Below are 1476 nucleotides of genomic sequence, written 5' to 3' on the forward strand. Positions count from 1 at the left end.
ACGCTGCTCGGCTCGCGCCGGGACAGGTCGATTCCGAGCTCCTCCGCGGCGCGGAAGACGTCCTCGTCGGTGTCACGCATCTCGATGGACATGCCGTCGCTGGAAAGCACCTCGACGTTCAGGCACAGCGACTGCATCTCCTTGATGAGGACCTTGAAGGACTCGGGGATGCCCGGCTCGGGGATGTTCTCGCCCTTGACGATGGCCTCGTAGACCTTCACCCGGCCGAGAACGTCGTCGGACTTGATGGTCAGCAGCTCCTGCAGGGCGTAGGCGGCGCCGTAGGCCTCCAGCGCCCACACCTCCATCTCACCGAAGCGCTGGCCACCGAACTGGGCCTTACCGCCGAGCGGCTGCTGAGTGATCATGGAGTAAGGACCGGTCGACCGCGCGTGGATCTTGTCGTCGACCAGGTGGAGCAGCTTGAGAATGTAGATGTAGCCGACCGAGATAGGGTAAGGGAAGGGCTCGCCGCTACGGCCGTCGAAGAGGCGGGCCTTGCCGCTCCGCTCGACCAGCCGATCACCGTCACGGTTGGGGACCGTGCTGTCGAGCAGCCCGATGATCTCTTCCTCGTGGGCGCCGTCGAAGACCGGCGTGGCCATGTTGGTGCGCGGGGCGACCTTGTCGAAGCCCTTCTCGCGCAGCCGCCCGGCCCAGGCCTCCTCCACCCCGGAGATGTCCCAGCCCCTGGCGGCGATCCACCCCAGGTGGGTCTCCAGCACCTGGCCGACGTTCATCCGGCCGGGCACGCCCAGCGGGTTGAGGATGATGTCGACCGGCGTGCCGTCCTCCAGGAACGGCATGTCCTCGACCGGCAGGATCTTGGAGATGACACCCTTGTTGCCGTGCCGGCCGGCCAGCTTGTCACCGTCGGTGATCTTACGCTTCTGGGCCACGTAGACGCGGACCAGCTCGTTGACCCCCGGCGGCAGCTCGTCACCCTCCTCACGGCTGAACACCCGCACGCCGATGACCTTGCCCTGCTCACCGTGCGGCACCTTCAGCGAGGTGTCACGCACCTCACGCGCCTTCTCACCGAAGATCGCGCGCAGCAGCCGCTCCTCCGGCGTCAGCTCGGTCTCACCCTTCGGGGTGACCTTGCCGACCAGGATGTCGCCGGGCACGACCTCGGCGCCGATGCGGATGATGCCGCGCTCGTCGAGGTCGGCCAGGACCTCCTCGGAGACGTTGGGAATGTCGCGGGTGATCTCTTCCGGACCCAGCTTGGTGTCACGGGCGTCGACCTCGTGCTCCTCGATGTGGATCGAGGACAGCACGTCGTCCCGCACCAGCCGCTGCGAGATGATGATCGCGTCTTCGTAGTTGTGGCCCTCCCACGGCATGAACGCCACCAGGAGGTTCTTGCCGAGCGCCATCTCACCCTGGTCGGTGCACGGCCCGTCGGCGATCACCTGGTTGACCTCGACCCGGTCGCCCTCGGCGACGATGGGCTTCTGGTTGAACGAGGTGCCC

The 1476-nt window shown here is 66.7% G+C and carries 1 protein-coding gene; it reads right to left on the reverse strand.

Annotated features, from left to right (window positions below):
* A partial coding sequence (locus tag ACTWPV_RS49655) for a DNA-directed RNA polymerase subunit beta (protein WP_443157220.1) occupies nucleotides 1–1476 on the reverse strand: 1476 nt, incomplete at both ends.

Source organism: Nonomuraea sp. KM88 (assembly GCF_052245635.1).
In the GTDB taxonomy this organism is placed as follows: domain Bacteria; phylum Actinomycetota; class Actinomycetes; order Streptosporangiales; family Streptosporangiaceae; genus Nonomuraea.